General features: G+C 45.7%; 26 protein-coding genes and 1 other RNA gene. 5 read left to right on the top strand and 22 right to left on the bottom strand.

Annotated elements, in window-relative coordinates:
- Positions 1-10: 10 nt before the first annotated feature.
- The 14 genes from ftsA to rsmI all read right to left on the bottom strand — a co-directional run bounded on the left by ftsA (position 11) and on the right by rsmI (position 15,815).
- Positions 11-1,273 carry a cell division protein FtsA gene (gene ftsA / locus OH461_RS10230; RefSeq protein WP_270020510.1) on the bottom strand — a complete coding sequence of 421 codons (1,263 nt, stop codon included), beginning with the start codon at positions 1,271-1,273 and terminating at the stop codon, positions 11-13.
- Positions 1,266-2,048 (bottom strand): cell division protein FtsQ/DivIB, encoded by a 783-nt coding sequence (locus OH461_RS10225; RefSeq protein ID WP_270020509.1) that lies wholly within the window; start codon positions 2,046-2,048, stop codon positions 1,266-1,268. Before OH461_RS10225 ends, ftsA begins: the two co-directional genes overlap by 8 nt.
- A 172-nt stretch (positions 2,049-2,220) precedes the next feature.
- On the bottom strand, positions 2,221-3,681 hold the full coding sequence (gene murC, locus OH461_RS10220) for a UDP-N-acetylmuramate--L-alanine ligase (protein ID WP_270020508.1): 1,461 nt from the start codon (positions 3,679-3,681) through the stop codon (positions 2,221-2,223).
- Between the two features lie 11 nt (positions 3,682-3,692).
- Entirely contained in the window at positions 3,693-4,754 is a 1,062-nt protein-coding gene (gene murG / locus OH461_RS10215) for an undecaprenyldiphospho-muramoylpentapeptide beta-N-acetylglucosaminyltransferase (protein WP_270020507.1), read from the bottom strand.
- Complete coding sequence (ftsW, locus tag OH461_RS10210) at positions 4,741-5,943, bottom strand: cell division protein FtsW (RefSeq protein ID WP_270020506.1); 1,203 nt, start codon at positions 5,941-5,943, stop codon at positions 4,741-4,743. Before ftsW ends, murG begins: the two co-directional genes overlap by 14 nt.
- A 13-nt stretch (positions 5,944-5,956) precedes the next feature.
- Positions 5,957-7,279 carry a UDP-N-acetylmuramoyl-L-alanine--D-glutamate ligase gene (murD, locus tag OH461_RS10205; protein WP_270020570.1) on the bottom strand — a complete coding sequence of 441 codons (1,323 nt, stop codon included), beginning with the start codon at positions 7,277-7,279 and terminating at the stop codon, positions 5,957-5,959.
- Positions 7,280-7,297: 18 nt separating this feature from the next.
- Positions 7,298-8,380 (bottom strand): phospho-N-acetylmuramoyl-pentapeptide-transferase, encoded by a 1,083-nt coding sequence (mraY, locus tag OH461_RS10200; protein WP_270020505.1) that lies wholly within the window; start codon positions 8,378-8,380, stop codon positions 7,298-7,300.
- The gene (locus tag OH461_RS10195; protein ID WP_270020504.1) at positions 8,377-9,735 is read right to left on the bottom strand and encodes a UDP-N-acetylmuramoyl-tripeptide--D-alanyl-D-alanine ligase; all 1,359 of its coding nucleotides are present in this window, start codon (positions 9,733-9,735) and stop codon (positions 8,377-8,379) included. The genes mraY and OH461_RS10195 overlap by 4 nt, the downstream gene beginning before the upstream one ends.
- Positions 9,732-11,219, bottom strand: a complete 1,488-nt coding sequence (gene murE, locus OH461_RS10190) for a UDP-N-acetylmuramoyl-L-alanyl-D-glutamate--2,6-diaminopimelate ligase (protein WP_270020503.1) — start codon at positions 11,217-11,219, stop codon at positions 9,732-9,734. Before murE ends, OH461_RS10195 begins: the two co-directional genes overlap by 4 nt.
- A 12-nt stretch (positions 11,220-11,231) precedes the next feature.
- Positions 11,232-12,959, bottom strand: coding sequence for a penicillin-binding transpeptidase domain-containing protein (locus OH461_RS10185; RefSeq protein WP_270020502.1), 1,728 nt, complete (start codon positions 12,957-12,959; stop codon positions 11,232-11,234).
- Positions 12,956-13,273, bottom strand: a complete 318-nt coding sequence (gene ftsL / locus OH461_RS10180) for a cell division protein FtsL (protein ID WP_443088453.1) — start codon at positions 13,271-13,273, stop codon at positions 12,956-12,958. The genes OH461_RS10185 and ftsL overlap by 4 nt, the downstream gene beginning before the upstream one ends.
- Before the next feature lie 6 nt (positions 13,274-13,279).
- Positions 13,280-14,230: a 16S rRNA (cytosine(1402)-N(4))-methyltransferase RsmH gene (rsmH, locus tag OH461_RS10175; protein WP_270020501.1), complete on the bottom strand. Its 951-nt coding sequence runs from the start codon at positions 14,228-14,230 to the stop codon at positions 13,280-13,282.
- A 186-nt stretch (positions 14,231-14,416) separates the two neighbouring features.
- Positions 14,417-14,846: RNase P RNA component class A (rnpB, locus tag OH461_RS10170), an RNA gene on the bottom strand.
- 105 nt (positions 14,847-14,951) lie between these two features.
- On the bottom strand, positions 14,952-15,815 hold the full coding sequence (rsmI, locus tag OH461_RS10165) for a 16S rRNA (cytidine(1402)-2'-O)-methyltransferase (RefSeq protein WP_270020500.1): 864 nt from the start codon (positions 15,813-15,815) through the stop codon (positions 14,952-14,954).
- A gap of 63 nt (positions 15,816-15,878) precedes the next feature.
- Here rsmI and OH461_RS10160 point away from each other — a divergent pair, with 63 nt between their 5' ends.
- The 4 genes from OH461_RS10160 to OH461_RS10145 are packed head-to-tail and all read left to right on the top strand — an operon-like array spanning position 15,879 to position 19,225.
- On the top strand, positions 15,879-17,705 hold the full coding sequence (locus OH461_RS10160) for a penicillin-binding protein activator (RefSeq protein ID WP_270020499.1): 1,827 nt from the start codon (positions 15,879-15,881) through the stop codon (positions 17,703-17,705).
- Positions 17,689-18,057, top strand: a complete 369-nt coding sequence (locus tag OH461_RS10155; RefSeq protein WP_270020498.1) for a YraN family protein — start codon at positions 17,689-17,691, stop codon at positions 18,055-18,057. Before OH461_RS10160 ends, OH461_RS10155 begins: the two co-directional genes overlap by 17 nt.
- Positions 18,058-18,060: 3 nt before the next feature.
- Entirely contained in the window at positions 18,061-18,651 is a 591-nt protein-coding gene (locus tag OH461_RS10150) for a phosphoheptose isomerase (RefSeq protein ID WP_260259794.1), read from the top strand.
- Positions 18,652-18,655: 4 nt separating this feature from the next.
- Positions 18,656-19,225 (top strand): BON domain-containing protein, encoded by a 570-nt coding sequence (locus OH461_RS10145; RefSeq protein WP_270020497.1) that lies wholly within the window; start codon positions 18,656-18,658, stop codon positions 19,223-19,225.
- A 77-nt stretch (positions 19,226-19,302) separates the two neighbouring features.
- On the opposite strand, the gene sspB is transcribed toward OH461_RS10145, so the two are convergent.
- The 8 genes from sspB to zapE all read right to left on the bottom strand — a co-directional run bounded on the left by sspB (position 19,303) and on the right by zapE (position 25,740).
- Complete coding sequence (gene sspB / locus OH461_RS10140) at positions 19,303-19,797, bottom strand: ClpXP protease specificity-enhancing factor (protein WP_270020496.1); 495 nt, start codon at positions 19,795-19,797, stop codon at positions 19,303-19,305.
- 10 nt (positions 19,798-19,807) lie between these two features.
- On the bottom strand, positions 19,808-20,443 hold the full coding sequence (sspA, locus tag OH461_RS10135) for a stringent starvation protein SspA (RefSeq protein ID WP_270020495.1): 636 nt from the start codon (positions 20,441-20,443) through the stop codon (positions 19,808-19,810).
- A 98-nt stretch (positions 20,444-20,541) separates the two neighbouring features.
- Entirely contained in the window at positions 20,542-21,279 is a 738-nt protein-coding gene (locus tag OH461_RS10130) for a cytochrome c1 (RefSeq protein ID WP_270020494.1), read from the bottom strand.
- Positions 21,276-22,541, bottom strand: a complete 1,266-nt coding sequence (locus OH461_RS10125) for a cytochrome b (protein WP_270020493.1) — start codon at positions 22,539-22,541, stop codon at positions 21,276-21,278. Before OH461_RS10125 ends, OH461_RS10130 begins: the two co-directional genes overlap by 4 nt.
- A complete protein-coding gene (gene petA, locus OH461_RS10120) occupies positions 22,541-23,134 on the bottom strand; it encodes a ubiquinol-cytochrome c reductase iron-sulfur subunit (RefSeq protein WP_270020492.1) in 594 nt (197 codons plus the stop codon). Before petA ends, OH461_RS10125 begins: the two co-directional genes overlap by 1 nt.
- A 325-nt stretch (positions 23,135-23,459) precedes the next feature.
- Positions 23,460-23,852, bottom strand: a complete 393-nt coding sequence (gene rpsI, locus OH461_RS10115; protein WP_038866232.1) for a 30S ribosomal protein S9 — start codon at positions 23,850-23,852, stop codon at positions 23,460-23,462.
- Between the two features lie 15 nt (positions 23,853-23,867).
- Positions 23,868-24,296: a 50S ribosomal protein L13 gene (gene rplM / locus OH461_RS10110; protein WP_260259801.1), complete on the bottom strand. Its 429-nt coding sequence runs from the start codon at positions 24,294-24,296 to the stop codon at positions 23,868-23,870.
- A 340-nt stretch (positions 24,297-24,636) separates the two neighbouring features.
- The gene (gene zapE, locus OH461_RS10105) at positions 24,637-25,740 is read right to left on the bottom strand and encodes a cell division protein ZapE (protein WP_270020491.1); all 1,104 of its coding nucleotides are present in this window, start codon (positions 25,738-25,740) and stop codon (positions 24,637-24,639) included.
- Between the two features lie 195 nt (positions 25,741-25,935).
- Between zapE and zapG the strand changes: the two genes are divergently transcribed.
- Positions 25,936-26,388 carry a Z-ring associated protein ZapG gene (zapG, locus tag OH461_RS10100; protein WP_270020490.1) on the top strand — a complete coding sequence of 151 codons (453 nt, stop codon included), beginning with the start codon at positions 25,936-25,938 and terminating at the stop codon, positions 26,386-26,388.
- The last annotated feature ends 163 nt before the right edge of the window (positions 26,389-26,551 follow it).

Below are 26,551 nucleotides of genomic sequence, written 5' to 3'. Positions count from 1 at the left end.
GCTGCTCAGGTTAAAACTCTTTTTGTATCCAATTACGAAAGCGACTAAATAGCGACGTTACTGGTTGGCGCTTTGGCTCGCTGTACTCAGTGTCGTCATTAATTTGACTGTCTCTTGCGTAATGAAGTAAACCAACTGCCGTAGAATGATACGGCTCTTTTACGTAATCTGTTAAGCCGCTTACCTCTAAAGGTTTGCCAACTCTAACTTGGTTGCGGAATACACGCTCCGCACACTCTACCAAACCTTCAATTTGCGATGCGCCACCTGTTAGTACCACACCGGCTGCTAGATGATGCTTGATGCCCTCTTCACGCAGCTTTTCTTGAACGGTATCGATAGTTTGGTTAACAAGACCCATTAATTCAGTATATCGCGGCTCAATCACTTCAGACAAAGTTTGTCTTTGTAAACTTCTTGATGGACGCCCGCCCACACTTGGGACATTAACCGTGTCATCCTTGCTGACCAGCTCGCTAAGAGCACAGCCATATTTTACTTTTATCTCTTCAGCATCGTTTACCGGAGTACCAAATGCAAAAGCAATATCACTGGTTACGGCATTTCCCGCATAAGCAAATACTTCTGTATGACGAAGTGCACCACCAGTCCAGATAGAAACATCCATCGTGCCGGCACCAATATCGACTACACAAACACCGAGCTCACGTTCATCTTCTGTGATGACGGCGTTGCTTGCTGCTAAGCCAGAATAAACCAAATGTTCGACCGTTAAGCCACAACGCTCAACCGCCTTAATAATGTTTCGTGCCATATCACTATGACAAGAAATTAGGTGTACGCTTACTTCCATGCGAACACCTGATAGACCGAGAGGGTTTTTAATGCCCTCTTGGTAATCGATCGTAAATTCTTGAGGAATCACATGCAAAATACGCTGTTCTTCACCAATTTTAATCGACTTGGCAGTATGAATCGCACGATCCATATCTTCTTGAGAGACCTCTTCGTCCGAAATGGTTCCCATGCCTTTTTCTATACGGCTCGCAATATGGCGACCCGATAAGGAAATAAATACATTGCGAATTTGGCATTCAGCCATCAATTCTGCTTGGTCAACGGCACGTTGAACAGACTTCACTACCGATTCAAAATCGTTAACGCCGCCTTTATCCATGCCTCGAGACGGGCTAGTGCCTGCACCGATAATATTGATTTGACCATCAGGCAATACCTCACCTACCAGAGCAGATACGGTTGCAGTGCCTATATCAAGACCAACAATAATGTTGTCATCAGCGGTCTTAGTCATCTGTAGTCTCTTGTTCTAACTCTTGTTCAGGGAACCAACCAACGGCGGCTCCCGTATCATACCTGAGGTCAATGTAGCTGACTTTTTGAGCCTCGCTACCCAAATTATTGTAAAGAGAGATGAATCGCTCAATGCGTTCTTCTAATGACTCTTTGCCTAATTCTAAGCGGATACCATTGTCGAGGATAATTTGCCACGCTCGACGTTCATTCAGCACTAGTGAGGTTATCGTTAATCCTAAAGATTGAAATTGAGAACTCACTTTTCGCCAAACTTGAAGAACTTCTTCACTTGTCCCTTCTGGGCCATACAGTTTGACATGCTCACCTTTTAACTTACCGATATCACCATTAAATACATGACCGCTTTCATTTAGCATGGCATTGCCATTCCAAATTGCTATCGCGTGATGCTCGGTAAGAAAAACTTTTATGGTATCTGGCCACTGCTTACGAATAGCAGCATTGGAAACCCAAGGGATCGACTCAATCTTATCTTGTAGGACATCCACATCTTGTGACATGAATGTGCCGACATACTCTAACTGGGAGAATGCTCGTTGCACATCGAGTGCAGAGACATACTCCAGATCACCTTGTAGCACCAGTTTAGACAAGGGAAGACGTTGGTCATCCCACATCCAAGAGACGGTAGAGTAAAGTACATAACCAATTAGGACAATCACCACCATAAGAAAACTAGCGCCAACAGCGTGTTTCTTGATTTGTGGGATTTCGAAAAAAGAACGGCCTTCGTTAAAGCTACTTATAATCAAAGTCCGTTGTCCTTGCCATTAGCTCGCAATGTTTATCCCTATCTCTTGGTATAGAGGCCAAAACTCTTACTTTAACCCTCGGATTATACTGGGGTGATTCAAAGTATCAAACCTTGAAAGTAAGAAAACTATGCTTTAAACGTAAGAAATGCGCTAAATCTTCAAAAACTGATTATTCCGCTGACATCTTCTCTATATTCAATTCAAAGCTCGCAAGCTGCTTGGCCACCTTCCCTACGTCACCCGCACCTTGGGTTAAAACGAGGTCACCATCTTGCAAAACGTTCGCCAATACTGACGGTAAGCTTTGTGTATCAGGCACGAAGATCGGATCAATTTTACCGCGGCTGCGAATGGTACGACAAAGCGAGCGTCCATCTGCCCCTGCAATTGGCTTTTCGCCTGCGGCATACACATCAAGCATGATCAGCACATCGACTTGCTCAAGTACATTGGCAAAATCATCATAAAGATCACGAGTTCGGCTATAACGATGCGGCTGGAAGATCATGACTAAACGTTTTTCTTCCCAACCACTTCGTGCAGCTTGAATCGTAACATCTACTTCTGTTGGGTGATGACCATAGTCATCCACCAGCATTGCTTTACCATTGCCGGTTTCAAATTCACCAAGATGATCGAAACGACGACCTGTACCTTGAGTTCCTGCCATTGCGCTGAGAATCGCTTCATCAGAAATATCATCTTCCGTCGCAACGGCGATAGCCGCAGAGGCATTCAATGCATTATGACGACCTGGAATGTTCAGAGTAATTTCAAGGTCTGCACGGCCTTGACGAACCACAGTAAACTTACCTTGTTGGCCTTCTTGGCGGTAGTTCTCAATACGTACATCAGCATCTTCAGAGAAACCATAAGTAATCACTTGGCGGCTTACACGAGGAATTAACTCGCGAACCACTGGATCATCAATGCACAAAATCGCTTGGCCGTAGAATGGCAAATTGTGCAAGAAATCGATAAAGGTTTGTTTTAGCGTTTCGAAATCACCGCCGTAAGTGTCCATATGATCGGCTTCGATATTCGTTACGATGCTAACCATAGGTTGAAGGTGTAAGAACGAAGCGTCACTCTCATCCGCTTCTGCAATGAGAATTCGGCTTGAACCTAGACGTGCGTTAGTACCGGCACTTTTAACTAAACCACCGTTTACAAACGTTGGATCTAGGCCTGCTTCAGAATAGATTTGCGTCACAAGTGCTGTTGTGGTGGTTTTTCCGTGTGTACCCGCCACTGCAATGCCATGACGGAAGCGCATTAGCTCAGCCAACATCTCCGCACGACGAACCACAGGAATACGCGCTTCACGAGCTGCGATGATTTCTGGGTTTTCTTCATTGATGGCGGTTGATACCACAACCACGCTCGCTTGAGCTACGTTTTCAGCTTGGTGACCGATAAAGACCGTCGCGCCTTTTTCCGTTAAACGCTCTGTCACAGGATTTTCTGCAATGTCAGAGCCAGTAATTTGATAGCCTTCGTTTAGCAGAACCTCCGCAATTCCGCTCATGCCTGCACCACCAATACCGATGAAGTGAATGCATTTAACGCGGCGCATCTCAGGCACCATGGCACGAATTTGTGCTAAATCTTGAGTGTGTTGAATAGTCATTGTGTATCTCGTTATTTGGTTAGCGCAACGATCGCTTCTGCGACTACTTTATCTGCGTCTAACTTGGCAGCACTTCTCGCGTTATTAGCCATTGCCAGTAATTGTGCTCGATCCAATGTTCGGATCTGCTCTACTAGCTTTTCGACTGTTAGCTCTGGCTGTTCAATCATTTTTGCTGCGCCACACTCAACCAAATGGTCAGCATTAAGCGCTTGCTGTCTGTCTTTGTGCATAAATGGGATAAATATTGCCCCAACACCAGCGGCTGAGACTTCCGATACGGTTAAGGCACCGGAGCGGCAAACCAATAAGTCTGCCCATTGGTAGGCTTGAGCTACATCGTCGATGAATTCTACTGTCTCTGCCTGTGCAACATGTTGATCTTGATAGGCGTTTTCAACTTCTTGTTGGCTATTTTTACCCGCTTGATGACGAATTTCATAACCCTCACCGAGTTGAGCCATCACCTTTGGCATAGTTTGATTAAGAATTCTTGCCCCTTGGCTACCGCCCATCACCAAGATTCGAATAGGCCCTTGGCGCGTTGCTAAACGAGCATCCGGCGTATCAATAGCGACCACATCTTCACGGACTGGGTTTCCGACTACCTGAGCCGTTGGGAAAGCCCCCGGAAATGCTTGAAACACTTTCTTAGCGATTTTAGATAGCCACTGGTTGGTCAACCCTGCAACCGCATTTTGCTCATGCAAAACCACAGGGATACCCAATAACCACGCCGCGATACCACCGGGGCCGCTGACATAACCGCCCATACCAAGCACAGCGTCTGGCTGCCACGCTTTCATGTGAGCACGAGCTTGCTTGATAGCATTAAGAATTTGAAAAGGTGCTTTAAGAAGACGGGCGATACCTTGACCGCGCAGACCTTTTACTTTGATAAAGTCGATTTCAATACCATGTTTTGGCACTAAATCGGCTTCCATGCGATCCGCTGTACCTAACCAACGAATCTCCCAACCTTGCTGCTGAAGTTGTTTCGCAACGGCTAAACCGGGGAATACATGTCCACCAGTACCACCCGCCATTACCATTAATCTTTTATTCTTTTTCATCGACTACTTTTTCTATTTCAGCTTGTTGTTGCGTAGATTTAAGACGGCATTCGTGATCAATTCTTAATAGAATCGAAACGGCAACTGACATGACGATTAAACTCGAACCACCATAACTAATTAGAGGCAGGGTTAAACCTTTTGTCGGCACGATGCCCGCGGCAGCGCCCACATTTACCAAGGTTTGAAAGGCAAACCAAATACCAATGCCAAAAGCGAGATAACCGCCAAAGAATTCATCACTTTCAAACGCGCGTCGGCCAATAAATACCGCTTTCAGCACCAAGCTAAAAATCAGCATTAACACCAGAACAACACCAATAAACCCGAGTTCTTCAGCCAGTACGGCAAACACAAAGTCAGTGTGCGCTTCCGGTAAATAAGCCAGTTTTTGAATGGAGTTACCTAGCCCCTGACCAAACCAGTCACCGCGGCCAAATGCCATTAAAGACTGAGTAAGCTGATAGCCACTACCGAATGGGTTTTCCCATGGGTCTAAGAATGAGGTCACACGCTTAATACGATATGGCTCAGCGAGGATCAACCCGATCACCGCACCAATACCGACCACAACCAACGCGAGAAATTGTGACAACTTCGCTCCAGCAATAAACAACATGCCGAACAAAGTCACCAACATTACAATCACAGTACCCAAGTCTGGTTGAAACAGCAGCAATACCGCTAACGTACCAAACACTAAGATGGGCTTAAAGAAGCCCCCGAAAAAGGTCGCCCTTACTTCATCTTGTTTTCGCACCAGATAACCGGACATAAAAATAAACAAGGAGAGCTTAGCGACCTCGGCCGGCTGTAAGTTAAACAGACCAAGAGGAATCCAACGTGAAGCGCCGTTTACCGATTTACCCGCGACCAAAACAACAAACAACAAGAATATGGATAGGCCTAGCAACCACATACTGTATTGCGACCAGCGTTTCAGCGGAATCTGTAAAATCACCGCGGCAGTAGATAAAGCTAACAGCAAAAACACCGCATGACGGAACATAAAGTGGAATGGCTGACCTGTCAGTCGAGAACTGATTGGGAATGACGCTGAGGTTACCATCACCAGCCCCGTCAACATCAGGCCGAGCGAAATCCACACCAACTGCCTATCAAAGAGGGCTTGTGGCGCTGAGTGAGTAAACCATGTTTTGACGTTTGAAATCGTACCTTGCAGCGACATTATTGAGCGTATTTTACTGTGCGTATTTCTGAGCTAGCTGGATAAATGCATCCCCTCTAGCCATAAAGTTACTGTATTGGTCAAAGCTCGCACACGCAGGAGAGAGCATAACCATATCACCATGCTCAAGCTGTGGCGCTAACCAAGCCATAATCTCGTCCATTGTATCGAACTGTTTTGCAGACGAGTGCAAAGCCACAAATTTATCGCCATCTGCACCAAAACAACACAACTGAACATTTAAACTGTTAAGTGCCGGGGCTAATTCTGAAAAATCGGCGCCTTTTCCGTTACCACCAACCAGTAAATAGAGTTTACCCGCTAGCGATAAACCAGACAGTGCAGCAAGCGTACTCGCTACATTCGTTGCCTTTGAATCATTGACCCACTTGATGCCATGATTATCGGCAACCACTTGGCACCTATGTGTCAGACCGCTGTAAGACTTCATCGCATCAAGGCCAGATTTTACATCTACCCCGGCTTCAATCAGCAATGCAATCACGACTAAGGCATTCGCCACGTTATGGCGGCCAACTAAACTCAACTCTGCCACTGGCATGATAGCTTGGCCTTGGTAACTTAACCACTCAGAGCCTGCTTCAATTACAACTGATGCGTCGGCTTGGTTTTCCAAAGCAAACGTCACGATGTTAGCTGCATCATTATCTGGATAAGTGGCTTTATCGTCCGCATTCACCACACATACTTTTGCATGTTCAAAAATACGCAGTTTAGCTTGGCGGTAGTCTGCCATGCCTTGGTAGCGATCCATGTGGTCTTCTGACAAGTTCAGAAAGGTCGCAGCAACAGGTGCAAGGCTAGAAGTGGTTTCAAGTTGGAAACTGGAAAGCTCAAGAACATACAGATCCGCGGGTTGCTCAAATAAATCTAAAGCCGGCACACCAATATTGCCGCCAACACCAACATTAATACCTGCCGCTTTTGCCACGACACCCGTTAGGTCCGTCACGGTACTTTTGCCATTTGAGCCAGTAATGGCAATCACTGGCTTATCGACATGCCATGCAAACAGCTCAATATCACCCACAACTGGAATACCCGCTGCAAGCACTTGCTGAATCTCTGGAGTAGCTAAAGCAATACCCGGGTTCGCAACGACAAGATCCGCATTGAGCAACCAGTCCATTTGCCAGCTTCCTGCATGCAATTCAACATGCTCAGGTAGCTGTTCACGTCCCGGTGGGTTATCGCGAGTATCGATGACTTTAACTTCAAGCTCTAGAGGTAAACGAGATAGGTGCTTAACAACAGAGAGCCCGGTAATACCGAGCCCTACTACGACAACCTTGTTTATCCCCTGCCAATGCTGCATGGACATGGTGTGTTTTCCTTAACGTACTTTCAGAGTCGCTAGACCAATCAGTACCAATACAATTGAGATAATCCAGAATCGAACGATAACGCGAGGCTCTGGCCAGCCTTTTAGTTCGTAGTGATGGTGAATCGGCGCCATACGGAAGATACGTTGACCACGTAACTTGTATGAACCAACCTGTAGAATCACGGACAAGGTTTCCATTACAAACACACCGCCCATAATCACTAGCACAAACTCTTGACGAACCAATACCGCGATAGTACCTAGTGCACCACCTAAAGCTAATGAGCCAACATCGCCCATAAAGACTTGAGCAGGATACGTGTTAAACCATAAGAAGCCTAAACCAGCTCCGACAATCGCAGTACACACCACCACCAGCTCAGAAGCATGAGGGATATGAGGAATATGCAGGTAGTTAGCGAAGTTGACGTTACCTGTCGCCCAAGCAATTGCAGCAAAACCAGCAGCAACTAACACAGTAGGCATAATCGCAAGACCATCTAGGCCATCCGTTAGGTTCACCGCGTTACTGGTACCTACGATAACGAAGTAAGTCAACACGATGTACATCAAACCAAGCTGCGGCATTACTTCTTTAAAGAAAGGCACGACAAGTTGAGTCGCTGCGGTATCTTTACCATGAGCATACAGTGCGAATGCCACAACTAGAGCGATAGCAGATTGCCAGAAGTACTTCCAACGAGCGATTAGACCATCAGTGTTTTTACGTACCACTTTGCGGTAATCATCGACAAAACCGACGGCACCATAACCGCCAAGAACGAAGATCACGGCCCATACATAAGGGTTAGATAAGTCCGACCAAAGCAAAACGGTAATAATAATAGAAGATAGGATCATGATACCGCCCATCGTTGGCGTACCACGTTTGCTAAAGTGCGACTCTGGCCCCTCATTGCGCACCACCTGACCAATTTGCAGCATCTGCAAACGGCGAATCATACGTGGCCCCATCCATAATGAGATACCTAGCGCAGTCAATACGCTTACAATCGCTCGGAACGATAGGTATTCAAATAAACGGAAAAATGAGAAATATGGCTGTAGCAGCTCTGCAAGCCAAATGATCATGAATACATCTCCTTCAAAGCAGCGGCTATTTTACTCATACCCGCACTATTTGCGCCTTTAACAAGTAAAGTTTGAGGCTCAGAATGTTGCGAGATTCGCTGCTTAATAAATTCAATCATAGTGTTGTGAGTATCAAAGTGAGTACCTTGGCAAACCTCGCTAATTGCTTTGGTATCTTCGCCGTAGGTCAACACATACTCAAAATTAAATGGGGCTGCATGTTCCCCGACTTGGCGGTGAAGTGCAAGACTTTCCTCGCCTAACTCTGCCATGTTACCCAAAATGAGCCAATGGATGCCGCTAAAACCAGCTAACAGATCAGCAGCAGCCTTCATTGCCGGTACGCTCGCATTATAGCTGTCGTCGATCAATTTGATCGTATCCGTCAGTTCAATAGCCTCAACTCGACCTTTTGCTTGGCTTGGATTTGCTAAACCCGACACGACCATATCTAAGCTTGCGCCTAACTCTACCGCCAATGCAGTCGCAGCCAAAGCATTCGCCACATTGTGTTGGCCAATAATACCGAGATGAATCGATTTCGAACCTAGTGGTGAATGTAGATTAAACGACGCTTCGCCAAGATCATTCAAACTCACGTTGTCTGCGTAATAATCGGCGCTACGATCGGTAATCGAGAACGTTTTAACTTGCTTATCAGCCAGAGCTTGCTGCCAGTAGTCACCACCGTGACTATCTAAGTTCACAATCGCCACACCACCAGATTTCAAACCTTGATAGATTTCACCTTTGGCTTGTTTAACACCATCAATCGAACCAAAACCTTCTAAGTGTGCTGCTGCAACATTATTAACCAGCGCCACATCCGGTTTCACTAATTCAGAGGTATAAGCAATTTCACCAATGTGGTTCGCACCAAGTTCAATCACCGCATAATCATCTTGCTCGGTTGAACGAAGTAACGTTAATGGCACGCCGATATCGTTGTTAAAGTTACCCGCAGTAAACAACACCTGGCCTTGCTGAGCCATAATGCTGGCGACCATTTCTTTTACCGTCGTTTTACCACAACTACCGGTAATCGCGACGGTTGGCGTTGCTGCTTGTTGATGTACATAAGCGCCAATTTTACCAAGAGCAATACGCGTATCAGCAACCACCAATTGAGGAATCTCAATCTCCAACTGGCGACTAACGAGTACCGCTGACGCGCCAGCATCAACAGCTTGCTGAACAAAATCGTGCGCATCAAAACGTTCGCCAATCAACGCCACAAATAAAGAGCCCGATTCAATCTGACGCGTGTCGGTCGATACCAAATCAATTTGGCAATCATTGCCAACTAACTCAGCCTCAATCTCTGGGCAAATTTGCTTCAAGCTAAATGAAATCATGCGGATAATCCTAGTAACTGCTGAGCCGATTCACGATCTGAGTAATGGACTGTTTCAGTGGCCAATACTTGGTAATCTTCATGGCCTTTACCAGCCAATAAAATAATGTCTTGCGGTGATGCGTTATCTAACGCATGTTGCAACGCTTTGAAGCGATCATGCTCGACGATGGCGCTTTGTGGAGATTGCATACCCGCCAGCATATCTTTGATGATGGCTTGTGGGGATTCACTGCGTGGGTTGTCATCGGCTAAAATGACGTAATCCGCTAATCGCTCACCAATTTCGGCCATCATCGGACGTTTACCTGCATCGCGGTCACCGCCGCAACCGAAGATAGCCCAAAGCTTACCTTGGCAGTGAACACGCAGCGCCAGCAGTGCTTTTTCTAGCGCATCTGGTGTATGGGCGTAATCTACCACCACTTTAGCTTGGCTCGGATTAGCAAATAGCTCCATGCGACCTAATACCGGAACAAGCTGAGTCGCAGTTTCAATCAACTGCTGCTTATCAATACCCAATGCCAGCAAAGTAGTAAATGCGAGTAAGGCGTTACTCGCATTGAATTCACCAATCAGCGGAATACTCAGTTCACCTGAACCAAAACTGCCATCAAATTGAATATCGATACCCGACTCTGAGTAATCCACTTGATTGGCCCAAACTGCACGTTCAAACGCAGTCGGCTTAAGAGACACAGCAATGGCATTGTCTAAGCGAGCCATCCATGCATGGCCAACGTTATCATCCACATTGATGATCGCTTGATCGCATTGATGCGTACTAAACAGAGTAAACTTCGCTTCGCCGTATTCTTCCATCGTGCCATGGTAATCGAGATGGTCACGGCTCAAGTTTGTAAATACGCCAGCAACAAAAGGCAGCGCTTTAACTCGGCCTTGGACAAGGCCATGTGAAGAGACTTCCAACGCCGTGTAATTAGCACCTTGCTCGGCTAGTTGAGCAATCGAGCTTTGTACTTCAACCGCATTACCGGTCGTGTTCGCAGCGGGCTGAAGATTGTCTAGAAAGCCGTTACCCGTTGTGCCCATTACCGCTGCACGTTGACCAACTAAATCTAGCCATTGCGCAATCAGTTGGGTGATAGTGGTTTTACCATTGGTGCCGGTTACACCAATCAATTGGTTGTTATGGTCAGCGTATAAACGACCTGCTAGCTCAGACAAAATCGAGCTCAAATCAGCAAGATACACCACCAATACACCATCATGGTGCTCAGTCACACCATGACTTTTCTGCTCGCATGCCTCAGCAATAACCGCATTAGCGCCTTGTTTAATGGCTGATGGGATAAATTTCCGACCATCAACAGCATGACCTTTAATGGCAATAAAAGTCGTTCCATTAATGACTTTACGGCTGTCCAGCTCTAGAGAATGAACTTGGATATTTGAACCTTGCTGCTCAAACGAAGGTTCAAGCCATGGCGCAAGTAGTTCTGATAGAGTGAGTCTTTTCGACATTCCTAACTCTCACTATTCCTGTTTAAATCTATTTTCGTCCGGTGCGACGTTTAGGATCTGCAAGCTACTTTTCATTATTTCAGAAAAGACAGGGCCCGCGACCGAACCGCCGTAGTAGTTATCACCTTGAGGTTCATTAACCACCACCACCAACGCAACCCTCGGGTCACTAGCAGGTGCCACACCGGCTGTATAAGCAAAATATTGGTCACCATAACCGCCTGCGACCGCTTTACGTGACGTACCGGTTTTAGCCGCTACTCGATAGCCTGGCACGGCGGCTTTCGTTGCCGTACCACCGGGTTGAGTCACCGTTTCAAGCATACCCAGCACTAATCGAGCATTGTGCTCATCAATCACTTGGCGTGAAAAATCTTGCTGGTTATTTTCGATAATATGAACTGGCTGATATTTACCATAATTACCTAACGTTGCATAAGCATGAGCGAGCTGCAAAGGCGTAATGGTTAAGCCATAACCAAACGATAATGTCGCAATTTCAAATTTCGACCAGCGTCGGCGGTTAGGGAAAATACCTTGCGTTTCACCCACTAGGTTTAAGCCAGACACCTCACCAAAACCAACCGAGCTATACATACCGAGTAACGCTTCTAATGGCATATCAAGCGCCAACTTCGCGACACCGATGTTACTCGACTTTTTCAAAATAGTCGTAAGGTCCGCTTTGCCTACTTTAGATACATCACGCACACGACTACCACCCACTTGCATAATGCCGTGACCAGTATCGATGATCGTATTTTCATCCGCGGTGCCGTTTTCTAACGCGGCTAGAACCACAAATGGTTTAATGGTTGAGCCCGGCTCAAACGCATCCGTGATGACGCGGTTACGCATTTTTGCTGATTGCAAATCAGAACGGTTGTTTGGGTTATAAGAAGGCGCATTCACCATGGCTAACACGGCGCCGGTTTTTACATCTAAAATAACCGCAGAGCCAGACGTTGCTCGGTAGTCGGCAACGGCCTGCTTAATCGCTCGATAAGCAATCGCTTGAAGGCGCTGATCGACAGTTAACTCTAACGGCTTACCCTCTTCACGCTCTTCTAAAGAAATATTTTCCACCACACGGCCGTATCGGTCTTTACGGATAATGCGCTTACCCGCTTCACCAGTCAGCCATTTATCGTAACTGCGCTCTACCCCTTCCAAGCCATGACCATCAATACCAGTCACACCAACTAAGTGGGCACTAACTTCACCTGCTGGGTAGTAGCGACGAGATTCCGCCTTCAAACCGACACCGGCTAGCTTAAGTTCACGAATATAATTTGCCATCGCAGGGCTAACTTGACGCTGTAAGTAGATAAAACGGCGCTTTTTATTAGCATTGATTTTATCGATCAAACCTTGGCGCTCTAAGCCAAGTACATCGGCTAGCGCATGCCAACGGTCTACATCTTCAAGACCGCCTTTTTTGAAAATAGTGGCAGGGTCGGCCCAAACCGCTTCTACTGGCACGCTCACTGCCAAGGCTTCACCATTACGGTCAGAGATAATACCGCGTGCAGAATGCAAGGTTTTGGCGCGAATCGAACGCATGTCGCCTTGTTTAATTAAATTATCCGGTTCAATGATTTGGATATAACCGATGCGCGCCACCAAAGCAGCAAAGATAAGAAAAACAAAGAATAGGACGAGATAAAAGCGCCAGCGAATCAGCTGTGGCGGCTCAGGTTGGGTTTGTTTAGCAGCAGGCTTGGCTTTCGTTGAACTCATGGTAAATCAATCACCACTTCTTTATCAGAGTCAGGGCGCTTCATTTCAAGTTCTTGCTTGGCGAACTCTTGAACTCGGCTATGCTCCGCCAGTGCAGTTTCTTCCAATAACAAGTTGCGCCACTCGTTGTCGAGGCGCTCACGCTCGACCAAAGCTTGGTCTTTTTCTGAAATGGCTTGTCGGGTGTGATGGGTGGTAAATACCACTCCCATTGCGCTAGCAAAAATAACCATCAGCATAAATAGTGGGAGCTTGCCAACAGTGAGCAAGTCGAGCGCGATAATTTTAGCTAGGTTAGGAGTGGCTTTTGACATGATTAATTACAGCTTTTCGGCAATACGTAATACTGAGCTACGCGAGCGAGTATTGTGCTCAACTTCTTGTTTGCTTGGCTTAATCGCTTTGCCGATTGGCTTCATATTCGCGCTTCCAAGCTCTTTGATCTGAGCCTCTGTCAGTGGGATGCCATGTGGCACTTCAGGGCCTTTACTCTCTTTACGAATAAAACGTTTCACCATGCGATCTTCTAGTGAATGGAAGCTGATGACAGACAAACGACCTTCTGGCGCAAGAATACTTGCCGCACCTTTCAACGCCGTATCAATCTCTTCTAGTTCACTGTTGATGTAAATTCGAAACGCTTGGAAAGCACGAGTCGCAGGGTGCTTTTTCTCTTTAAAGCTTTTTGGCGCAACATCTGAGATAAGTTTTGCCAATTGACCAGTACGCGTTAATGGTTCGTTCTCTTCGTTTTCACGATAAGCCACAATCCCTTTAGCGATGCGACGTGCGTGTTTGTCTTCACCAAACTCACGGATGACCCAAGTAATATCATCAAGGTCTGCTTCCATTAGCCATTGAGATACTGGAATGCCTGACGTTGGGTCCATACGCATATCTAATGGGCCATCTTTCATAAAGCTAAAACCACGTTCAGCATCATCAAGCTGTGGAGAAGAAACCCCAAGATCGAGTAGCACACCGTCTACCTTACCCACTAAGTTGTAGTCTTTCGCGTATTCAGCCATACCGGAGAATGGACCATGAATAATGGTAAAGCGAGGATCGTCAATTTTGTTCGCTTCTGCGATGGCTTGAGGGTCACGGTCGATGCTGTATAAGCGGCCGTTTTCACCTAGCTGAGATAAAATGGTACGGCTATGACCGCCGCGGCCAAAAGTACCATCAATGTAAATACCGTCAGATTTGATCGCTAGGCCATCAATGGACTCATGCAACAATACCGATACGTGTTTAAATGCTTCTGTCATAGTTATCTCTTCTCGCCGTCGCATTGACGCGCTTTAACTCTTCAGTGTACTGATTTAGTCGCTTATCGCCACCCTTGAACGCATGCATCACGTGACATTGCGCTAAGTTTATCGCTTGAGTTATTGTTTTCGTCAATAAAAAGCAAAAAACCCACCATAACCGTAGGATTATGGTGGGTCTCGAATAGGTGGAGTCGACGTATAAGCCGGGTTCTGTTCCGCTTGCGCGGCAGTAGCCATTCGTCTAGGCCAGCAATCGCTCACTGGCTCAAGCAACCTACCCGCCTCCTTACGCGAGCAACGCAATGTGGAGGCCTATTTGGTCTTGCTCCGGGTGGAGTTTACCCTGCAACGAACTATTGCTAGTCGTCCGGTGCGCTCTTACCGCACCCTTTCACCCTTACCTGATCCCTTACGGGCCATCGGCGGTCTTCTCTCTGCTGCACTTGTCGTAGGCTTACGCCCCCCAGGCGTTACCTGGCACCCTGCTCTTTGGAGCCCGGACTTTCCTCCCCTTTGTCAGTCTCCCGAAGGACGTCAACGCCAGTCTCCCAAAGGACTTCAGCGTCAGTCTCCCGAAGGACATCAACAAAGCAGCGACTACCCAGTCAACTCCGAGGGCGGATTGTATAGGGATTGCCTCACAGTGTCTAGCGAGATCACAGATATGATGTAATGCACCGCTCAAGTGCCGTGTTTTTGTACAAATTAGCCTAAAAGATTAATCTAGGTTGTCTAAACCCCATTTGTACAATGCGTTTTTCTTCAAGTTATAAATTTCAGCGGCTAAAGCGGCTGCTTTTTTCAATGGCAGTTCTTTAGTCAAAATGGCAAGCGTGCGTGTTGCTTCTTCAGGTAAGCTCTCTTCTACAGTTTCACGATGACCGTGAATTAGAAGCACCATTTCGCCACGCTGTTGATTTTCATCTTGTTTAACCCATTCAACCAATTCACCTAATGGTAGACCTTGGAAAGTCTCAAACGTTTTGGTGATCTCACGAGCAAGCACCACTTCACGCTGCGGGCCTAAAATGTCGAGCATATCGGCTAATGAGTCTAAAATGCGGTGTGGTGATTCATAAAAGATACAAGTGCGTTCCACTTTCGCGATTTCAAGAAACTTATCTTTGCGGCCTTTGCTCTTAGGTGGTAAGAAACCTTCAAAACTAAAGCGATCAGATGGCAATCCTGAGGCACTTAGTGCGGTAATAACGGCACATGCACCAGGAAGAGGAACAACTTTAACGCCCGCCTGACGACACTGAGACACAAGGTGGTAACCTGGATCACTAATAAGCGGCGTACCAGCGTCTGAAACCAGCGCAATAGACTGCCCAGACAGTAATTTCTCAACTAATACTTGTGCTTTTTGTTGCTCATTGTGATCATGGAGCGGATAGGTTTTGGTAGTAATGCCAAAATGAGACAACAATTTCCCCGTATGACGGGTATCTTCTGCAGCAATCAGATCGACACTTGATAGCACTTCTATCGCGCGTTGGGTAATATCACCCAAATTACCGATTGGAGTCGGTACAATGTAGAGAGTTGGGATCTGTGCAGGTAAGGTTTTGTTATCTGTCATTTGTTTAGCATCACTTCAACGATTAATATAGACACAATTTTATACGGAATTAACGAAGAACTCATGGCCAAGAATAACCAAAAGCGATTAAGTGTATCACGCTTACTCACTCCTGTAGCCCTTGCAGTGACATTAGCGGCGTGTTCGTCTACTTCATCGACGTCAAACTACAATTATGTCGACATCACGCTCGATCCTGTTCAACCAGCGACCAACTACCTAATGCGAGCTGACAGCAGCGAAGGCAGTATGCAAAACGACTGGTTGATCATGGCACTTAAAGCCGCGGTAAAAGCCAATGACACCCAACAAGCCGAATTGCTTATCAAACGCCTGTCTCGCCAATCTTTGACCGATAAACAGCAAGCAGAATGGCAACTTGCACGTGCAACGCTGCTTAACGACCAAGAGCAATATCAACAAGCTCTTGAACTACTTAACTTCCGCCCATCATGGCGATTAGTCGATGAACAGTGGCGTGAATATCACCAGCTAAGAGCCGATCTGTTTGGCGAACAGCAAAACTACTTCGAAGCGGCACGTGAGCTCTCTCAATTGTCTCAATACGAAGCTCGTGATCAACAAGCGTTCATTGCAGAAGCAATTTGGCAAAACCTAACGCAATACCCTGAACAGCAAATCACGGAATTCTCTATCGATGTTAACGATTCTGAGTTTGATGGCTGGCGTCAACTAGCGATTTATAACGCGACATTGGGTAGTAATATCAGTCAGCTGAAAAATACCATTGAGCAATGGCTGGCAGAAAACCCAACGCACCCTGCTGCAGAGTACACACCGCAGTCAATTCAAGACATCTTGAATCTTGAAATATCGAAGCCTCTAAATACTGCGCTGCTGTTGCCACTAACTGGTAAGTTTGCCAAACAAGCTGAACTTATCCGTGATGGTTTCATCCTACAGATGATGAACGATCCTCAGCGCGATGCGAACGCAACGTTAACCGTCATTGACACCAACACAACGGATGTTGAGTCGTTACAAGCGACCTTAATTGAAAAACAGGTCGATTTTGTGGTTGGCCCGCTAGTGAAAGACAACATCACTAAACTTAAGCAAACTCGTAACAGCCAAGGGTTACCAATACCTATGCTCGCGTTGAATATTCCTGACGAGCTAGAAACCGGAACTAGCGTTTGTTACCTTGCGCTTTCGCCAGAACAAGAAGTCGCTCAAGCAGCAAAACACTTGTTTACTGAAGGTTACCGTTACCCGCTAATTCTTGCGCCAAAGAACCGTTTAGGTCAGCGCGCTGTCGAAGCCTTCGATGAAGAGTGGAGCAAATACAGCAACAATAAAGTTGCCGTTAGCCTATTTACTGACAAGCGCCAACTGCAAAAAGACGTGAACAATGCGTTTGGTCTACAAGAAAGCCAACAGCACATCACCCAAATGCAATCTTTGCTACGCATTAAGCTTGAAAGCCAACCTCGCAGCCGCCGTGATGTAGATGCTGTCTATATTGTTGCTGGCAGCTCAGAGCTAACGTTAATTAAACCATTTATCGAAGTGGCGATTAACCCAGACACAACACCACCTAAGCTATTCTCAAACTCACGCAGTAATAGCGGCCGTCAGCAATACGAAGACTTAACTGGCGTGATGTTCAGTGATATTCCGTTATTGATTCAGCCAAATAGCGCAATCGAAGCACAAATGAACCAAATGTGGCCAAAAGGTTCTAATGCAGAGAAACGTTTACAGGCACTGGGTATGGATGCGTACTTACTGATGGAACAACTACCACAAATGAAAGTGGTACATGGCTACAGTATCGACGGTAACACAGGCAAACTCAGTATTGATGAGCACTGTGTAGTACAGCGCGAAATTAGCTGGGCAGAACACGGCAATGGGACTGCTGAGTAAGTTTCGAAAAGGCAAACTGTATGAGTCCGCAGCCGAGAATTACCTTAGTGGTTGCGGCCTCAAACTAATTGAGCGAAACTTCCATGCCAAAGGGGGCGAGCTTGACCTCATCATGCGAGATGGCAGTGCCATTGTGTTTGTTGAAGTTCGCTACCGCAACACAACCAATTATGGACACGCAGCTGAAACTGTTACTTATACTAAACAACAACGCCTGATTAAGGCTGCAAATGTTTGGTTGCTAAAACAAGGCTTGTCCGTTTACACCACCGAGTGTCGATTCGATATAGTCGCTATTCATCAACAAGGCGACGATATCGAATGGATTAGAAACGCAATTACTCAAGGATAATCAATGCTCGAAAGCATTAAAGAAAGTTTTACTGAAAGCATTCAAATCCAAATCGCAGCGGCAGAAGCGCTGCCGGATGCCATTACCCATGCCGCTCAGGCTATGGTTTCAAGCCTACTTAACGGCAACAAAATCCTTTGTTGTGGTAATGGAGGCTCTTCGTCTAACGCGCAGCAGTTTGTCTCTTGTTTACTTAACCGTTTTGAAACTGAACGCCCAAGCTTACCAGCTATGGCTCTGACGTCAGACAACACCACGTTAACCGCAGTCGCCAACGACTACCATTACGAGCAAATCTTCTCGAAGCAAGTACGTGCGTTTGGCCAGCCGGGTGATATCTTACTGGCGATCTCGACCAGTGGTAACAGTAAAAACATCATCAAGGCAATGGAAGCCGCGGTAACTCGTGATATGACCATCATTGCGTTAACTGGCAAAGATGGCGGTGAAATGGCAGGTTTGCTCGGCGAGCACGACGTTGAAATTCGAATTCCTTCGCAACGCACTGCCCGCATACACGAAGTGCACATGGTGACCCTACACTGCCTATGCGATCTGATTGACCAAGTTTTATTCCCAGCTCACGAAGAGTAACGAAATGAAATTATTAAAAGCCCTAATGCTCAGCGCAGTACTCCTCTCAACCACTGGTTGTGCTGGGGTGTTTGTTGCTGGCGCTGCGACAACGGTAAACCTAGTCACTGATACTCGAACCACAAAAGAGATCTGGAATGACAATAACATTGAGTTTGAAGTTGCAGGCATCACTAATAAAGCCCCTTACCAAGGGCAAGTGCGAATCACAGCAAGTTCATACCGAGGTACAGTGGTATTGATGGGACAATCCAAAGACGAACAGCTTTTGGATCAATTTATTCAGCAAGCTCGCGAAGTGAAGGGGGTGAATCAAATTCACAACCAAGTTCGCATTAAAGAGCCACTCTCACTTGGCCAAATCAGCCATGACAGCTGGATAACGACCAAAGTGAAATCAGCACTCCTCACCAATGAAGAACTTAATGGCATCAAAGTGAAAGTGATCACTGAAGATAAAGAAGTGTTCTTGCTTGGCTACGTATCGCGCCATCATGGGGATGTCGCGACTGAAGTTACGCGTAATATCTCTGATGTGAAGCAAGTGATTAAAGCTTTCCAATATGGCGATTAATCGAGCTTAACGCATACAAAAAATAACGAACACAAAAAAAAGCAGCGTTAATACGCTGCTTTTTTATTACTCTTTGACTACTTGACCACTCGTAAGCTCGGGCGACCTTTTGGTCGTGGAGGCTCATCGTCAGGTGTCGTAGCGTCTGATTCAGCTTCGGTTTCTGTCGCTAGAGAAAGAGATGAAGGCTGCTCATCAACCGTGTCGATAAACTCTTCTTCAATTTCGTCAAACTCTTCCATGTACGCTTCTTCTGGCTCAAACATTGTACCTGCGCCGTTTTCACGAGCATAGATAGCTTGAACCGCATACAAAGGCACAATCACAGTATGTGGACGGCCACTGAAGCGAGCGTTGAAAGTAATCTCATCATCACCTAGCTGTAGGTTACCAACTGCACGAGGAGCAACGTTCAGGATAATTTGTCCATCTTGGATGAATTCTTCTGGTACGCGCACGCCTGGTAATGTTGCCGCCACAACAAGGTGAGGAGTTAGATCGTTGTCCACCAGCCAATCATAAAATGCACGAAGCATATATGGTCGGCGTGGTGTCATGTTAGCAATATCCATTAGCTCGAGATTAACGAACTAGACGCATTTCGCGCTCAGCTTCTGTTAGAGAAGCTAGGAATGAATCACGCTCAAATACACGGTTCATGTAAACTTTAAGCTCTTTAGAACCAGGACCAATCAGGTCGATACCTAGTTGAGGAAGACGCCATAGTAACGGTGCTAGGTAGCAGTCGATCAGGCTGAATTCTTCACTCATGAAGTATTCGTATTCTGCGAATACAGGGCCAAGAGTAAGCAGGTCATTACGCAGTTTGTTACGTGCTGCTTCTGACTCTTCTGCTGTACCGTTAACAACTTTCTCAGCCAGTGAGTACCAGTTCTTTTCAATACGGTAGATCATCAGACGGCTGTTACCACGAGCAACAGGGTAAACCGGCATTAGAGGTGGATGAGGGAAACGCTCATCTAAGTACTCCATGATGATTTTAGAGTCGTAAAGTGCTAGTTCACGATCTACTAGAGTCGGAACCGTTTTGTATGGGTTTAGCTCAATCAATTCCGCAGGTAAGTTTGCTTCATCAACTAACTCAACTTCTACGCTTACGCCTTTTTCGGCTAGTACAATGCGTACCTGATGGCTATACATATCAGATGCACTTGAGAATAGAGTCATTACGGAACGTTTATTGGCAGCTACAGCCATGGAGCCCTCCAGCACACTTACAGAAATAAAAAACAATGGAGGCTATGCCTCCATTGTAAACAGTCAAATATGGTAATTAGCACGGTATGATAGCATAATTAATGCACATCACGCCAATACTCTTTCTTCAGCAACACGACAAGTATTGTGAAGATCACTAAGAAGCCCATTACCCACCAGCCTAGAGCATGACGCTCTAGTTTTACGGGATCGCCTGAGTATTCGAGGAAATTCACCAAATCTCGCACTGCATCATCGTACTCTTCTTGGTTTAACTCCCCAGTACCGTCAGACTCTACTCCGACAATCACTTGAACAGTTTCACCATCTACCTGTTTCTCACCGTAGATAGGCATTGGAATACCTTGCAGCTCTTCTAATACATGCGGCATACCTACGCTTGGGAAAACAATATTATTCACACCAAACGGTCGCGCAGGGTCGGCGTAGAATGAGCGCAAATAAGTGTACAACCAATCCGTCCCCCGAACACGAGCCACTAAAGTGAGATCAGGTGGCGGCGCACCAAACCATTGTGCAGCAGATTTATCAGGAATCGAATTTTCCATCAAATCACCAACCTTGGCATTAGGGTCAAAGATCAGGTGCTCTTTCATCAATTCGATCGGAATACCAATATCACGCGCCACACGTTCATAACGTTGATATTGAGTTGAGTGACAACCAAAACAGTAATTCATGAATAACTTAGCGCCATTTTGCAGTGACGCTTGATCGTTCAGATCATTATTCGCTTTATCTAAAGGTACGTTTGCGCCCGCAGCCATGGCTAAAGATGGCAACAAAGCAAATAGCATTACAATCCACTTTTTCATTTGAATGTCACCCTCTCTGGTAATGGCTTCGTTGCTTCATTTTTACTGTAGAAGAACAGCAACACGAAGAACATGAAATACCCCAAACTGAAGATACGTGCGAGCAATGTATATAAATCGGTTGCTGGCAACGCCCCGAGAATGCCGAGTGCGATAAAGCTAATGGTGAACTGGATAATGTTAATTAGGTGGAACTTACTGCGATAACGATAAGAACGCACTTTACAGCGATCTAACCATGGCAGTAGGAACAACACGACTATCGCCCCGCCCATGGCTAACACACCTAACAACTTGTCAGGTACGGCACGCAAGATGGCGTAAAATGGCGTGAAGTACCATACCGGAGCGATATGCTCAGGAGTTTTAAGTGGGTTTGCCGCTTCAAAATTTGGTGGCTCAAGGAAGTAGCCGCCCATTTCTGGGTTGAAGAACAACACATAACAGAACAAGAACAAGAAACCAGCGACACCAATCAAGTCTTTAACCGTTCCGTATGGGTGGAAAGGAATCGAGTCAATGATGTCATATTTCTTCGAATAGTAATCATGGAACTTAAACTGAGTTTTATAGTTTTCACCCATTGAACCTTTCGGTAGCTTGGTTTCAATACCGTCAGGGTTGTTCGAGCCGACTTCGTGCAACGCCAATACGTGCAGTACCACAAGCAGCAGTAACACAATCGGTAGCGCGATAACATGTAAAGCAAAGAAACGGTTCAATGTCGCGCCTGAAATGACGTAATCACCACGAATCCAAAGCGTCAGGTCATCCCCAATCACCGGGATAGCACCAAATAGAGAGATGATTACTTGCGCGCCCCAATAGGACATCTGTCCCCATGGTAATAGATACCCCATAAACGCTTCTGCCATCAGCACCAAGAAAATCAACATACCAAATATCCACAGTAGCTCACGTGGCTTTTGGTAAGAGCCATAAATCAGCCCACGAAACATGTGTAGATACACGACAACAAAAAACGCCGATGCCCCAGTTGAGTGCATATAACGCAGCAACCAACCGTATTCGACATCACGCATGATGTATTCAATCGACGCAAAAGCGCCATCTCCCGATGGCACATAATTCATGGTTAACCAGATACCAGTAAGGATTTGATTCACTAACACCAACATGGCGAGCGAGCCAAACAGATACCAAAAGTTAAAGTTCTTTGGCATTGGGTATTCAGACAAATGCTTTTTGTATGCATTCATCGCTGGTAAGCGTTTTTCAAACCAATCGAGTAGTGCTTGCATTATGCTTCTCCCTCTTCATCCAAACCTATGATGATCTTGGTATCACTTAGGTACATGTGTTTGGGAACCACTAGGTTTAATGGTGCAGGAACACCTTGGAATACACGACCAGCCATATCGAATTTAGAGCCGTGGCATGGACAAAAGAAGCCTGATTTCACACCTTGAACTTGTTCATTAAAACTGTCAGGTAAATAGGTAGGAGAACAACCAAGGTGAGTACAGATCCCAACAGCGACGAAATATTCTGGCTTGATGGAGCGGTAGGCATTTTGAGCATACGTCGGTTGTTGTTCTTCGCCGGATGCGGGATCACGTAATTGACCGTCTAATGCCGCCAGCGCATCAACAATCGCTTGCGGTCGACGAACTACCCAAACAGGCTTACCTCGCCACTCGACTCGAACCATCTGGCCTTGTTCTAACTTACCGATATCGACTTCTACCGGAGCACCAGCGGCTTTCGCTTTATCACTTGGGTTCCAAGATTTTATAAAAGGGACGGCGACCGCAGCTGCACCTAACCCACCAACAACTGCTGTTGTCGCGGTTAGGAAGCGCCTACGTCCGTTATTTAAGGGCGCATTGCTCATCCAAACATTCTCCCATTGGCTCCGTATGGATGTTTGTTATTCCTTCTCCAAGAGCACGGCTAACAAACTTATTTTTGTTGTATTTATCTGATTAAAAAATGATAAATAAAACCCTACTTTTTGACAAGGTAAAGCTACTTTTTTGTAACATTTATGAACAACAACGCCAAAGGCGTCACAAAAGAAAGGGTTTTTCAACAAGTATAGAATTCAGGAATGAGAGTGGGAGAAATTATAGAGATTTAGAAAAACAAAAAGCCTGGCATATAGCCAGGCTTTGAATCCACATCCAGCATAAGCTGTAAGCGATATCTTCGTAAAAAGATTAACGCTTAGAGAACTGTGGACGACGACGTGCTTTACGTAGACCAACTTTCTTACGTTCAACGCAACGAGCGTCACGAGTAACGTAACCAGCTGCACGTAGAGCAGGACGGAAAGACTCATCGTATTCCATTAGAGCACGTGTGATACCGTGACGGATCGCACCAGCTTGACCTGAAATACCGCCACCTTTAACAGTAACGTATAGGTCTAGTTTCTCAGTTAGTTCAACTAGCTCTAGAGGTTGTTTAACAACCATGCGAGAAGTTGGACGACCAAAGTACTCATCAAGGCTACGCTTGTTGATTACAATGTTGCCGCTGCCTGGTTTAATGAAAACACGTGCAGCTGAGCTTTTGCGACGGCCAGTGCCGTAGTATTGATTCTCTGCCATTTTCGAAATCCCCGATTAGATGTCTAGTACTTGTGGTTGTTGAGCAGCATGGTTGTGCTCAGCGCCAGCGTAAACTTTTAGCTTACGGTACATAGCACGGCCTAGAGGACCACGTGGTAGCATACCTTTAACAGCTAGCTCTAGAACCATTTCTGGCTTACGATCGATCAGCTTTTCAAAAGTGATTGATTTTAGGCCACCTGGGAATTCAGAGTGACGGTAGTACACTTTGCCTTTAGCTTTGTTGCCAGTTACAGCAACTTTCTCAGCATTGATAACAACGATGTAATCGCCAGTGTCAACGTGAGGAGTGTATTCAGCTTTGTGTTTGCCACGTAGGCGAGATGCAATTTCACTTGCTAGACGGCCAAGAGTTTTACCTTCAGCGTCTACAACGTACCAGTCGCGTTTTACAGTTTCTGGTTTAGCAACGAAAGTTTTCATGCTAATAATAACCCGTTAAATTAATTTAAACTTAAAGGAGCAAATGCTCCCACTGTCTAAGAGCCCAGTCATCACCCCTTCGAGTGGTTGGCACTCTCGACCTCAATTTCGAAATAACTTCGATATTAGGTCTGCAGTAACGGTGGGTCGCAGGATTATAGAGAAGTGAGCTGAAAAAATCACCTCTTTTTTCAACAAAAATCTGACTTTTCCGCCTCTATCCCTTAAATAGCGCCGAATGCAGTAAATATGCCTGTTAATCCAGAGCTATCAGACAGAAATATTATTTAGTGCGCTTCAATTTATGAAGCATCACTTTATCTATACCACCTAGTTGTCGTTAAGCGAGGTGCTCTTTTGCTAAATACTCGTGGCTTTGCATTTCCGTTAAGCGAGAAAGACAGCGTTTGAATTCAAATTCCAATTGCCCCTGAGTGTATAACGCCATCATATCCACTTCTGCGGAGATAATAAGTTTTACATGACGTTCATAGAACTCATCCACTAAAGCAATAAAGCGGCGCGCCGCATCATCTAACGTATGTCCCATCTGTTTCACATCCGCTAGCAATACCGTGTGATAGATTCTGGACAGTTCTATATAGTCGTTTTGACTGCGGGCTGTTTGACAAAGCTGAGCAAAACTTGCGTGCAGTACGCCATCAGTCGCCTTTATAACGTCAAGCTGGCGATGGTTAATCTCAATTTGAGTTTCCGAGCTTTTACCTTCACCTGCCAACTGAATGTAGTAGCGGTTTAAATTATCATGCGCTTGCTGATCGAGTGGGAAGTGATAGATCTCTGCTTGATCTAACGTTCTGAGACGATAATCAACGCCACTATCAACATTTAATATTTTGCAATGTTGCTCAATCAGTTTAATCGCAGGTAAAAAGCGCGCCCTTTGTAGACCATTTTTGTAGAGATCATGAGGAGGGATATTCGAGGTCGCAACAAGCACGACGCCTCGCTCAAATAAGCACTCAAATAGCTTACCCAAAATCATCGCATCGGTAATATCCGATACAAAGAACTCATCAAAGCAAATGATCTCCGCTTCCTGCTTAAACACATCCGCCACTTTTTCTAATGGGTCACTCACTTCGCCTAAAGCAGAGAGCTCATCATGTACTCGATGCATAAATCGATGAAAGTGCACACGCATTTTTTTATCTGTCGGTAGCGTGTCAAAAAAGGTATCCATCAAGTAGGTTTTACCACGCCCCACCCCGCCCCAAAAGTACAGACCTTTGGGTTCTTGTGGCTCTTGCGGCTTCTTACCTAACCATTTTTGCAAACGAGAAACAGGCACAACGGGCGTATTCAAATAGTCGATAAACTCACGGTATAAGTTATCCAGAGCTTCAACGGCCATGTGCTGAGCTGGGTCTTTTTGAAACCCATTATTTTCAATATCGTTATGGTAAATCTGTAGTGGTGTCATTGGGCGGCCTTCTAAATTCTTCTTAAATGACTACATAGAGAAGACAAAAATAATCGACACGATAACCGTATGGATGTGGGTATTAGGTCTCGCGCATTTTTCTTTATTGGATGAGTTTCTCATAGTACCATGTCGTATAAGCATGTGTAACCACCCGGTAAATAACATGTTAAATCACAATAATAAGGAGCAATTATGCCTTGGATTTATGCCCTTGTCGGTCTGCTAGTGGGTACTGTGTTAGGAATGATCATCTCGCGCCTTACTACCCCTGGATACAAAAAACAAAAGAGTGTTCAAAAAGAACTTGATGCTGCAAAGTTCGAGTTAGAGCAGCAAAAACAAGACCTCACTGATCACTTTGCTCAAAGCGCAGAAATGCTTGATACCATCGGTAAAGAGTACACCAAGCTTTACCAGCACATGGCCAAAACTTCTTCAGAGCTACTGCCAAAACTGCCTGAGCAAGATAACCCATTTGCTAAAAAAATTACTGAAAGCAATGCGCAATCAGCAAATTCTCAATCCGATGACGCTAGCTTAGAACAAGCACCAAAAGACTATGCGTCTGGCGCAACTGGTCTGCTAAAAGAACAGAAAAAAGAAATCTTAGATTCCGGTGAAGTCGTTACCGCTAAGGCTTCTTAGCTGTTGAACTTGTGAACTTTGTTCAGTTTTTCAAGTCATAACTTCTATAACAATGATTGGCTTCCCTATTCAATAAGTAGCGGAAGCCTTAATTGAGCCTCATTGAGTTGTTACCCGTAACAGTCAATAAAGCGCTTAATAAGTAGATCAGTATCAACAGGAG

The sequence above is a fragment of the Vibrio sp. LaRot3 genome, from assembly GCF_027587025.1.
In the GTDB taxonomy this organism is placed as follows: domain Bacteria; phylum Pseudomonadota; class Gammaproteobacteria; order Enterobacterales; family Vibrionaceae; genus Vibrio.
The sequence above is the reverse complement of the archived record's forward strand: the minus strand, read 5'-3'. Positions and strand labels throughout refer to the sequence as shown.

What these genes read in the sequence shown, in the direction of transcription:
- ftsA (WP_270020510.1), bottom strand. Translation starts at nt 1,273, where the DNA reads ATGACTAAGACCGCTGATGACAACATTATTGTTGGTCTTGATATAGGC.
- murC (WP_270020508.1), bottom strand. Translation starts at nt 3,681, where the DNA reads ATGACTATTCAACACACTCAAGATTTAGCACAAATTCGTGCCATGGTG.
- murG (WP_270020507.1), bottom strand. Translation starts at nt 4,754, where the DNA reads ATGAAAAAGAATAAAAGATTAATGGTAATGGCGGGTGGTACTGGTGGA.
- ftsW (WP_270020506.1), bottom strand. Translation starts at nt 5,943, where the DNA reads ATGTCGCTGCAAGGTACGATTTCAAACGTCAAAACATGGTTTACTCAC.
- murD (WP_270020570.1), bottom strand. Translation starts at nt 7,279, where the DNA reads ATGCAGCATTGGCAGGGGATAAACAAGGTTGTCGTAGTAGGGCTCGGT.
- mraY (WP_270020505.1), bottom strand. Translation starts at nt 8,380, where the DNA reads ATGATCATTTGGCTTGCAGAGCTGCTACAGCCATATTTCTCATTTTTC.
- OH461_RS10195 (WP_270020504.1), bottom strand. Translation starts at nt 9,735, where the DNA reads ATGATTTCATTTAGCTTGAAGCAAATTTGCCCAGAGATTGAGGCTGAG.
- murE (WP_270020503.1), bottom strand. Translation starts at nt 11,219, where the DNA reads ATGTCGAAAAGACTCACTCTATCAGAACTACTTGCGCCATGGCTTGAA.
- OH461_RS10185 (WP_270020502.1), bottom strand. Translation starts at nt 12,959, where the DNA reads ATGAGTTCAACGAAAGCCAAGCCTGCTGCTAAACAAACCCAACCTGAG.
- ftsL (WP_443088453.1), bottom strand. Translation starts at nt 13,273, where the DNA reads ATGTCAAAAGCCACTCCTAACCTAGCTAAAATTATCGCGCTCGACTTG.
- rsmH (WP_270020501.1), bottom strand. Translation starts at nt 14,230, where the DNA reads ATGACAGAAGCATTTAAACACGTATCGGTATTGTTGCATGAGTCCATT.
- rsmI (WP_270020500.1), bottom strand. Translation starts at nt 15,815, where the DNA reads ATGACAGATAACAAAACCTTACCTGCACAGATCCCAACTCTCTACATT.
- OH461_RS10160 (WP_270020499.1), top strand. Translation starts at nt 15,879, where the DNA reads ATGGCCAAGAATAACCAAAAGCGATTAAGTGTATCACGCTTACTCACT.
- OH461_RS10155 (WP_270020498.1), top strand. Translation starts at nt 17,689, where the DNA reads ATGGGACTGCTGAGTAAGTTTCGAAAAGGCAAACTGTATGAGTCCGCA.
- OH461_RS10150 (WP_260259794.1), top strand. Translation starts at nt 18,061, where the DNA reads ATGCTCGAAAGCATTAAAGAAAGTTTTACTGAAAGCATTCAAATCCAA.
- OH461_RS10145 (WP_270020497.1), top strand. Translation starts at nt 18,656, where the DNA reads ATGAAATTATTAAAAGCCCTAATGCTCAGCGCAGTACTCCTCTCAACC.
- sspB (WP_270020496.1), bottom strand. Translation starts at nt 19,797, where the DNA reads ATGGATATTGCTAACATGACACCACGCCGACCATATATGCTTCGTGCA.
- sspA (WP_270020495.1), bottom strand. Translation starts at nt 20,443, where the DNA reads ATGGCTGTAGCTGCCAATAAACGTTCCGTAATGACTCTATTCTCAAGT.
- OH461_RS10130 (WP_270020494.1), bottom strand. Translation starts at nt 21,279, where the DNA reads ATGAAAAAGTGGATTGTAATGCTATTTGCTTTGTTGCCATCTTTAGCC.
- OH461_RS10125 (WP_270020493.1), bottom strand. Translation starts at nt 22,541, where the DNA reads ATGCAAGCACTACTCGATTGGTTTGAAAAACGCTTACCAGCGATGAAT.
- petA (WP_270020492.1), bottom strand. Translation starts at nt 23,134, where the DNA reads ATGAGCAATGCGCCCTTAAATAACGGACGTAGGCGCTTCCTAACCGCG.
- rpsI (WP_038866232.1), bottom strand. Translation starts at nt 23,852, where the DNA reads ATGGCAGAGAATCAATACTACGGCACTGGCCGTCGCAAAAGCTCAGCT.
- rplM (WP_260259801.1), bottom strand. Translation starts at nt 24,296, where the DNA reads ATGAAAACTTTCGTTGCTAAACCAGAAACTGTAAAACGCGACTGGTAC.
- zapE (WP_270020491.1), bottom strand. Translation starts at nt 25,740, where the DNA reads ATGACACCACTACAGATTTACCATAACGATATTGAAAATAATGGGTTT.
- zapG (WP_270020490.1), top strand. Translation starts at nt 25,936, where the DNA reads ATGCCTTGGATTTATGCCCTTGTCGGTCTGCTAGTGGGTACTGTGTTA.